We start from the raw sequence: 8,884 nt of genomic DNA on the forward strand, positions 1-8,884 counted from the left end.
GGCCGGGAGCTGTACGGCTTTGCCAGCCACGAGCTGACCTCGACCTATCTCGGCACCGGTCACTTCTTCGGGGTCCAGTCCTCGATGTTCCACCAGGGGCCGGAGGCCAGACCGTGCTCGTGCGGTTCGGTCTGGGTGCTCGGGCCGTCCCAGGAGTCGTTGAGGACGTACAGATGGTCGATGTGGGTGAGGAAGGTGTAGCCGGGGTTCTTCACGAGTTCCCGCTGGACGGTGTCGTACGCCGCCTTGCGGACGGCCTTGTCGCCGCTCTGCCGCCCCTTGACCAGGGCCTGGTCCACCGCCGGGTTGTCGTACCAGGCCATGTTGTTGAAGCCGTCGCCCGCGAGGGCGGAGGTGAGCAGGAGGTACTGGTCGAAGTCGGGGTCGCCGGGCGAGCCGCCGCCGGCCAGTACCGCGTCCTGCTTCATCCGCGGTTCGATGACCTCCCAGGTGCCGGCCTGGGTCTTGATGGAGATACCGGCCTTCTTGGCGTCCGAGGCATAGGCGAGGGCGTGGTCCTGCCGGAGCTTGTCGCCGGAGGGGTACCAGAGCGGGAACTCGGCGCGTACGCCGTCCTTCACCCGGATCCCGTCGCCGCCGGGCCGCCAGCCGGCCTCGTCGAGGATCTGCTTCGCCCGGTCGAGGTCCTGGGTGCGCTCGGTACCGGCGGCGAACCACTCGCTGCCGGTGGGCACGGGGCCGTAGGCGGGCTTGCCCGCGCCTTCGAGGATCTTGTCGACCATGGCCTTGCGGTCGACGGCGACGTCGAGGGCCCGGCGGACGGCGAGGTCGCCGGTGACCTCGTTGCCGGTCGGCAGGGTCACCGTCCGGTAGTCGTAGGTGGTGGCGGCGAGGGTCTTCCGGGACTTGTCGCCCTTGAAGCCCGCCGCCAGGTTGGGCGGCAGGATGGCGCCGTCGAGGTCGCCGGCGCGCAGCCGGGTCGCGCGGACGTCGTCGTCCTTGATGACGGCCATGGTGAACTTCTTCACCGCGGGCGCGCCGCCCCAGTAGGCGGGGTTCGCCTTGAAGCTGATCTTCTCGCCCTTGGACCAGGAGCTGAGGACGTACGGTCCGGTGCCCACGGGCCGGGTGGTGAAGGCGCCGGTGTTCACGTCCTGTCCGGCGAGCGCGTGCTCGGGCACGATCGGGTGGACGGTGCGCTGGGCGAAGGGCGCGTAGGGGTACTTCAGGGTGAAGACCACCGTGTCGCCGCCGGGAGCGGTGACGTCCTTGATCGCGTCCAGCTCCGACTTGGAGGCGTTGTTGGTCTTCGGGTCGAGGACGGTCTTGTAGGTGAAGACGACGTCCTTCGCGGTGAACGGCTTGCCGTCGCTGAAGGTGACGCCCTTGCGGAGGGTGTAGGTGTACGTCAGCCCGTCGGGGCTCACCTTCGGCAGGGCGGTGGCGAGGGCGGGCTTCAGCTTCATGTCGGTGCCCATGGCGAGCAGCCCGTCGAAGATCTTGGAGTTGCCGTCCTTGCCGAAGCCGAGGAGGGGGCTGAGGCTCTCGGGCTCGGTCGCGATACCGACGACCGCGGAGTCCTTCGCCCCGCCCGCGGAACCGCTCTCCGGGTTCGAGCAGGCGGCGGCTCCCGCGGTGAGCACGGCAGCCAGGGCCACGGTGCCCGCCTTCCGTATCCGGTGGCCGGGAAGGACCCGGCGGGCCGATGGAGCGGACACGCTACCCACACCCCTCATGAAGATCAACAGTTATTGCGAACGCATCGCAATTAAACATCATGTACAAGCCACGGGACACGGTGCGGCCGGTCGTCCGGCACCCTGTCCGGCCTGCTGTGCGGAGGGCCACAGGCCCGCCCGCCGAGTCCGTCGTGTGCCGTCTCGGGCCCGGCGCCGGCGCCCCATAGCCTGTCCCGGTCCCGGGGCGGGGCAGCGCGGACCCGCCCCTGCCGGGCCGGGGCCGGGGCGGCCGTGCCGCCGCCGGACCGGGGCAGACAGCCGGCGGACCCCGCCGTGCTCAGCCGGTGCGGTCCTCTCCCCGCGGGCGCGCCCTGACATGCATCCGTTCGCCCTGGGGGCCGAAGAGGCTCAGGAACTCCACCGGTGCCTCGCCCGCCGCGCCGAACCAGTGCGGAACGCGGGTGTCGAACTCCGCCGCTTCGCCCGGCCCCAGTTCGATGTCGTGGTCGCCGAGGACCAGCCGGAGCCGGCCGGAGAGGACGTACAGCCACTCGTAGCCCTCGTGGGTCCGCGGATCCGGCTCCCCCGGCCGCGGTGCCTGGACCACCTTGTACGCCTGGAGTCCGCCCGGCCGACGGGTCAGCGGCAGGAGTGTCCGGCCGTCGCGGACGATCGCCTTCGAACGGACCCGGGGGTCGCCGACGGGCGGCGCGCCGACCAGTTCGTCCAGCGGCAGCCGGTGCGCGCGGGCCAGCGGGAGCAGCAGCTCCAGACTGGGCCTGCGGCGGCCCGACTCCAGCCGGGAAAGGGTGGAGACCGAGATTCCGGTGACCTCGGAGAGCGCTTCGAGGGTGGCGCCGCGCTCCCGTCTGATCCGCCGCAGCCGCGGCCCCACCTCGTCGAGCACGGCCTCCAGCCGGTCCGCCTCCGCCGTTTCCGCTGCCCCCTCCGCCGTCTCTGCTGCCGTCTCCGCCCGGTCCGCCGTCGTGCGCCGGGCGCCGTGCCGCTGTCCTTCTGCCATGATTCCATTGCAGAATCGGCAAGGCCGTTTGTCAATTCCGCCGGTACGGGCCGTCGGCCGGGCGCGGCGTGCACGGCCCGGCGGGGGTACCGTACGGCGCCGGGCGGGGTCTAGGATCCCGTCCCATGGTCGTCACGCCGGACCCCCGCAGAGCCCAGGACTCCCCCGCCCTGTGCAGCTCGCGGCTCTGTTGTCCCCGCTGACCCGGACGCTCCCCGGACCGTTCCGCACACCCTCCGCCGCCCCGGCACCCCTGCGCCCCGCGCTGTCCCGCGGTGCGCCGGTGTGCCGTTCACCGCCCCCACCACCGTCAGGAGGCTTTACGTGTCCCCTGCTCTCGACCGCCGCGATCTGCTCCGGCTCCTCGCGGCCGCACCGCTCTCCGCGCCCCTCGCCCTGGGGTCCGCGGCCCCGGCCACGGCCGCGCCGGGGATCGTCAAACCACTGCCGCCCGAGGTGTTCACCATCCGCGGCACCAACGCCGAAACCCTTCAGCAGGCGTTCCGGGACACCGGGCCGCTCACCCCGGCCGACCGCTTCTTCGTCCGCAACCACACCTCGACGCCCCTCCTCGACGAGCGCGACTGGAAGCTGACCGTGTGGGGCAGCGGGCTGCGCGGCGGCGGCTCCGTGGAGCTGGACTACGGGCGGCTGCGCTCGCTGCCGTCCGTCACCAGGACCGCGGTGGTCGAATGCGCGGGCAACGGGCGGAGTTTCTTCACCAGCCAGCAGGGCGAGCGGGTCAGCGGTACGCCGTGGACACTGGGCGCGGTGGGCGCGGCGCGCTGGCGCGGGGCGCGGCTGCGGGACGTACTGGAGCTGGCCGGGGTGTCGCCCTCGGCGGTCTCGGTGATGCCGCGGGGGCTCGACGACCCGTTCACGGTCGACGGCGTGGACCTGGGGCGGGTACGGCGGCCGCTGCCGATCGCGAAGGCCGTGGACGATGTGATCCTCGCGTACGAGATGAACGGGGAGCCGCTGCCCCCGGACCACGGGTTCCCGGTCCGGCTGATCGTGCCGTCGTGGATCGGGATCGCGTCGGTGAAGTGGGTCGGTGACATCGAGGTCGCCGAGGAGCCGCTGTCCTCGCCGTGGGACACCCGCTTCTACCGGCTCTTCGGGGCGGGTCATCCGCCGGAGGGTTCGCCGCCGCTCTCCCGGCAGACCGTGAAGAGCATGGTCGAGCTGGAGTCCGGGGCGGTGCTGGAGGCGGGGCGGCGGCACCGGATCACCGGCCGGTCCTGGTCGGCCCACGCTCCCGTGGAGCGGGTCGAGGTGAGCACCGACTCCGGGGTGTCCTGGCGGACCGCCCGGCTCTGCGATCCACCGGCCCGGGGCGGTTCGACCCGGTGGACGATTCCCTGGCGGCCGGAGCGGACGGGCCCGGGGGCGGTGCTGGCGCGGACCACCGACCGGGCCGGGAACACCCAGCCCGACCGGACGGCCCACAACACGCAGGGATATCTCTTCGACGCCGTCGTACGGCATCCGGTGACCGTCGTCTGAGGATCCGTCACCGCCGGCCGGTGCGTGCCGCGCGGCACGCGCCGGTCAGCGGGGGAAGAGTTCGAACGGGACGGCCGGGCGGCCGCCGAACCGGGCGCCCGCGCTCTCGGCGAACCCGGTGAGGAACCCCCGGCAGTAGTCGGCCGGGTTCTCGTCGGTGAGGACCTCGATATACGTGCGGTGCTCCATCAGGGAGGCGATGGAGCGTTCGAGGCCGGGCCCGGCGTCGACCGCGTGCGTGGGGCTGGTGGAGCCCGCGACGGCGACCCAGCGGACGCCGTTCCACGGTTCGAGACCCTGCTCCTCCAGCAGCTCCGGGAAGATCCAGCGGTTGCCCGCGTCGGCGGCCGCGTCGAGGGTGGCGCGGCCGACCGCCCGGTGGTCGGGGGTGTTCCACACGGTGCCGCCCCAGGTGTCCCGGTGGTTGAGGGTGATGACGAGTTCGGGGCGGTGGCGGCGGATCGCGGCGGCGATATCGCGGCGCAGCGCGGTGCCGTACTCGATGACGCCGTCGCGGTGGTCGAGGAACTCCACGGCCGTCACCCCGACGACCGCCGCGCTCGCCCGCTGCTCGCGTTCGCGGAGCGGGGCGCATTCGGCGGGGGGCAGGGTGTCGATGCCGGCCTCGCCGCGGGTGGCGAGGAGGTAGGTGATCTCCCGGCCGCCGTCGGTCCATCCGGCGACGGCGGCGGCACAGCCGTACTCCAGGTCGTCGGGGTGGGCGACGACCGCCAGGGCCCGCTGCCAGTCCTCGGGCATGGGGGCGAGCTGTGCGGGCCGGTCCGTGGCGTCGGTCATGGTCGCAGGATACGTCGCGGCGGACGGAGCCGCGGGGCGGCGGGGCGGCGCGCACCGGGCGCGGGCACCGGGTGGGCCGGACCGGCCCCGGCGGATCAGGTGCGGGCGGACCGGCCGCGGCGGATCAGGTGTAGGCGGAGACCGGGACCGCGAAGTCGTATCCGGCGGCGGTGTGCCCCCAGATGTAGTCGTAGGGGCAGAGACCGTACTCGTTCCGGTAGGCGTAGCCGTTGTAGAACATCACCGAGCATTTGAAGCAGTACCGCCACTGGTTCTGCGTCCAGGCCGGCTGGCCGATGTCATGGGGCATCAGGAACTGCCGGGGGTAGCCGCCGGGGTGGATATAGCTGTGCCGGCCGCCCGCCGGGCAGCGCTGTGCGGTGCTCGGTCCCCAGTAGAGGGCCGCGCACTTGTAGCAGTGGCGCCAGTTGGCCTGGTTGTGGGCGTCCTCGCCGGTGCCCGCGGGGCTGAGGTTGTACGTCAGCCGGAAGGTCCAGCCCGCCGGGGCCGGAGCCCCGGCGGTGCGTCCGGGTTCAGACCTCCCCGCGGGCCAGGCCGATCAGCCGGTCCAGGACCGCCGGGCCGGTGCGCAGCCCGTCGTGCTCGTACTCGTCGGTGACCCAGGTGCGCAGACCCCGTACGGCGCGGGCGGTGTCGAGGGAGTGGGCGGTGTCGACGTACATGTCGTCGTGGTAGACGACGGCGGCCGCGGGTACCTCGTTGGCGGCCAGCCGCGCGGGGTCGTAGAGCGCGGGCCAGTCGGCGCGGTGGGCGAGCAGTTCGGCGGCCTCGCGCAGGGGCCGGAGTGCGGGGTCGGTCTCGAAGTGCCAGGGGTGGATGGTCTCGCCGGTGAAGAGAAGAGGCGTATCGCCGTCGAGGGCGGTGGCGGCGTCGAACTCCGGGAATTCGGCGCGGATCCGCTCGGCGCCCCAGGCGGTGGGGCGGCCGCCGTTGCCTCCGTAGCAGGCTTCGTGCAGGAGGGCGTAGAGCGGGTGTCCGGCGAAGGAGAGGGCGGTGAGGACGGACTCCTGGAAGGCGTCGGACAGTTCGTGGCGGTCACCGGCCCGGATGAAGGCGTCCTCCAGCAGATAGTGGAGTTGGTGGCTGCCGTCGGAGGTGCCGAGCATCAGTCCGAGGGACTGGAAGGCCTCGGGGGTCAGGACATAGCCGCCGGGCAGGACGGTGCGGTGCTCGGCGAGATGGGCGGCGATACGGCGGGCCCGGTCGATGTCCATCGGGTAGCGGTCGTAGTGCGCCTCCGCCTTGCGCCGGATGCGGGGGTAGGCGGCCCGGTAGACGTCGTCCACGTGGTGGTGGAGGGAGGGCAGTCCGCCGGTGATGAACACCTCGCGCAGGCCCTCGGGCGCGGTGCCCAGGTAGTGGGTGGCGCAGAAGCCGCCGAAGCTCTGGCCGAGGACGCTCCAGGGCGCGCCGCCGGTGAGCCGGCGGCGGACCGTCTCGCAGTCGCGGACGATGCTGTCGGCGCGGAAGTGGGCCAGGTGTCCGGCCTGGGCGGCGGGGGTGCCGAAGGCCGCGAGGGACTGCCGGTTGAGCGGGGTGGAGGCGCCGGTGCCGCGCTGGTCGAGGAGGAGGACGCGGTACTCCTCCAGGGCCCGGCCCAGCCAGGCCTGCCGGCCCCAGAGCCGGCGGGCCCCGAAGCCGGGGCCGCCCTCCAGATAGACCAGCCAGGGCAGATCGTCGCCCGCGCGCCCGGGAGCGACCAGTTCCCGGCCGAAGAGATCCAGTTGCGCACCGTCCGGGTCCGTGTGGTCCAGGGGGACGCCGAACCGGTGGTCGGTGAGGACGGCTCCGGGCTGGTGGTAGCGGGTCACTGGTGCTCCTGCCGTGGGATTTCCTGAGGTCACGCCCGCCCATGGGATCACACAGGTGTTCCCGTGGGCGGGCGGGGTCCTCGCCGGGCGGGTCCCGGCGCGCCCCCGGACGGTCGCCGAGCGTATGCGGACCCGGGGGCGCCCTTCTAGCGTGGGGGCATGATCCGGTTCGAGCAGGTCAGCAAGGTCTACCCGGACGGGACGACCGCCGTCGACGGCCTCTCGTTCGAGGTGGCGGAGGGGGAACTCGTCACACTGGTGGGGCCGTCCGGCTGCGGCAAGACGACCACGATGATGATGGTGAACCGGCTGATCGAGCCGTCGTCGGGCCGGATCACCGTCGGCGGCGAGGACGTCTCCGCCGTCGATCCGGTGAAGCTGCGCCGCCGGATCGGCTATGTCATCCAGCAGGCCGGGCTCTTTCCGCACCGTACGGTCCTGGAGAACACCGCCACCGTGCCGACCCTGCTGAAGTGGAAGAAGTCCCGGGCCAGGGCGCGTGCCGCGGAGTTGCTGGAGCTGGTCGGACTCGACCCCGCGGTCTACGGCTCGCGCTATCCGGCGCAGCTCTCCGGTGGTCAGCGGCAGCGGGTCGGGGTGGCCCGGGCGCTGGCCGCGGATCCGCCGGTGCTGCTGATGGACGAGCCGTTCGGGGCGGTCGACCCGGTGGTCCGGGAGCGGCTGCAGAATGAGTTCCTGGCCCTCCAGGCGACGGTGCGCAAGACGGTGCTGCTCGTCACGCACGACATCGAGGAGGCGGTCCGGATGGGCGACCGGATCGCCGTGTACGGGCAGGGCCGTATCGCGCAGTACGACACCCCCGCCGCGGTGCTGGGTGCTCCGGCCGACGACGAGGTTGCCCGGTTCGTCGGCGCGGACCGGGGGCTGAAGCGGCTCTCCGTCACCCGGATCGAGGCCGGTGACCTGGAGCAGCCGCCGGTGGCCGGGCCCGGTGAACGGGCGGGGGCCGCGGCCGCGCGGCTGCGGGCGGAGGGAGCCCGCTGGGCCGTCGTCCTGGGGCCCGGCGGTGAACTGCGGGGCTGGGTGGCCGCGGACGCGCTGGCCATCGCCGGGGACGGCGGTACGGTCGGCGAGCTGACCCGCCGGATGGCGGCATGGGTCCCGCTGGGTGCCCCGCTGAAGAAGGCGTTCGGGGAGATGCTCCAGCACGACGCGGGGTGGATCGCGGTCCTCGACGGCGATCTGTTCCTCGGGGTGCTGACCCCGGCCCGGCTGCACGAGGCGCTGCGGCGGTCGGTGGACGCGGACGCCCGCGGGGTACCGCGGTCGGAGGCGGACGTCGATTCGGTGCCGGACGCCTGACGGGGTACCGGCCGGGCGCGGACCCGGCCGTGGGGGCTCACCGGATTGGGCTACGGTGCTGGTGTGCTGATCACGGGTGGGGAGACGACCGCGCCGGGGACCGCGCTGCTGATCGCGGCGGCGCCGGTCGGGAAGGGGCGTCTGGTCGACGCCGGTTCGGTGCTGCCCGCGCTCGCCGCGGTGCCGCCGAGCGCGCTGACGGGGACCATGGCGGCCACGGTCGTGGAGCTGGCCGATCCGCTGGACCCGCAGACGGTGCTCACCCGGATCAGGGCCGCGGCGACCGCGGAGGGGCCGCTCTTCCTGTACGTCGCCGGGCAGCTCCAGCTCGACCGCAGGCAGCGGCTGCCGCATCTGGCGCTGGCCAGGACCACGCCCGCCACGCTGCGCTACACCGCGCTGCCGTGGCACTGGCTCGCCTCCGAGCTGACGATCCGCCGCCCCGGGACGACGACGGTGGTCGTCGACCTCGTGACCGCGCCGGACGTCCGGCAGCGCCTGGCCGAGGAGGGCCCGCGGCTGCTGGCCCTCGGGTCGGCGATCCGGCTGTACGGGCGGGTGGCGCCGCCGCCGGACCGCCGGGAGGCGGCCGTACCGCCGTATCTCGCGGCCTGCGCCACGATCTGGCGCAGCGGCGCGCGGCCCGGCCTTGCCGAGCTGCACGAGCAGGCGGCGCTGCGGTCGGGGGCGGCGGGCGCGCTGTTCCTGGCCCCGGCAGTGCCCGGGCCGCGGCCCGGTGCCGCGGTGCCCGCGGCGGCGGGCCC

Annotated in this window: 7 protein-coding genes and 1 pseudogene; 3 read left to right on the plus strand and 5 right to left on the minus strand. The window is 73.6% G+C overall.

Features of this window, described 5'->3' with window-relative positions:
- Positions 1-59: 59 nt before the first annotated feature.
- Together ACWDR0_RS33905 and ACWDR0_RS33910 are read right to left on the minus strand one after the other, a co-directional pair.
- Entirely contained in the window at positions 60-1,613 is a 1,554-nt protein-coding gene (locus tag ACWDR0_RS33905) for an ABC transporter substrate-binding protein (RefSeq protein WP_456355685.1), read from the minus strand.
- 364 nt (positions 1,614-1,977) lie between these two features.
- A complete protein-coding gene (locus ACWDR0_RS33910) occupies positions 1,978-2,661 on the minus strand; it encodes a helix-turn-helix domain-containing protein (RefSeq protein ID WP_456355679.1) in 684 nt (227 codons plus the stop codon).
- A 324-nt stretch (positions 2,662-2,985) separates the two neighbouring features.
- Between ACWDR0_RS33910 and ACWDR0_RS33915 the strand changes: the two genes are divergently transcribed.
- Entirely contained in the window at positions 2,986-4,167 is a 1,182-nt protein-coding gene (locus tag ACWDR0_RS33915) for a sulfite oxidase (RefSeq protein ID WP_456355680.1), read from the plus strand.
- Positions 4,168-4,212: 45 nt separating this feature from the next.
- Here the strand turns inward: ACWDR0_RS33915 and ACWDR0_RS33920 are convergent, their stop codons facing one another.
- The 3 genes from ACWDR0_RS33920 to ACWDR0_RS33930 form a co-directional block, all read right to left on the minus strand.
- Positions 4,213-4,965: a PIG-L deacetylase family protein gene (locus ACWDR0_RS33920; protein ID WP_456355681.1), complete on the minus strand. Its 753-nt coding sequence runs from the start codon at positions 4,963-4,965 to the stop codon at positions 4,213-4,215.
- Between the two features lie 124 nt (positions 4,966-5,089).
- Entirely contained in the window at positions 5,090-5,275 is a 186-nt protein-coding gene (locus tag ACWDR0_RS33925) for a hypothetical protein (RefSeq protein WP_456355682.1), read from the minus strand.
- A gap of 223 nt (positions 5,276-5,498) precedes the next feature.
- On the minus strand, positions 5,499-6,797 hold the full coding sequence (locus tag ACWDR0_RS33930) for an alpha/beta fold hydrolase (RefSeq protein WP_456355683.1): 1,299 nt from the start codon (positions 6,795-6,797) through the stop codon (positions 5,499-5,501).
- Between the two features lie 159 nt (positions 6,798-6,956).
- Here ACWDR0_RS33930 and ACWDR0_RS33935 point away from each other — a divergent pair, with 159 nt between their 5' ends.
- Both ACWDR0_RS33935 and ACWDR0_RS33940 read left to right on the plus strand, forming a co-directional pair.
- Entirely contained in the window at positions 6,957-8,120 is a 1,164-nt protein-coding gene (locus ACWDR0_RS33935) for an ABC transporter ATP-binding protein (protein ID WP_456355684.1), read from the plus strand.
- Between the two features lie 63 nt (positions 8,121-8,183).
- Positions 8,184-8,884 (plus strand): annotated as a pseudogene (locus ACWDR0_RS33940) (hypothetical protein); the annotation flags it as partial.

Source organism: Streptomyces sp. NPDC003691 (genome assembly GCF_053981115.1).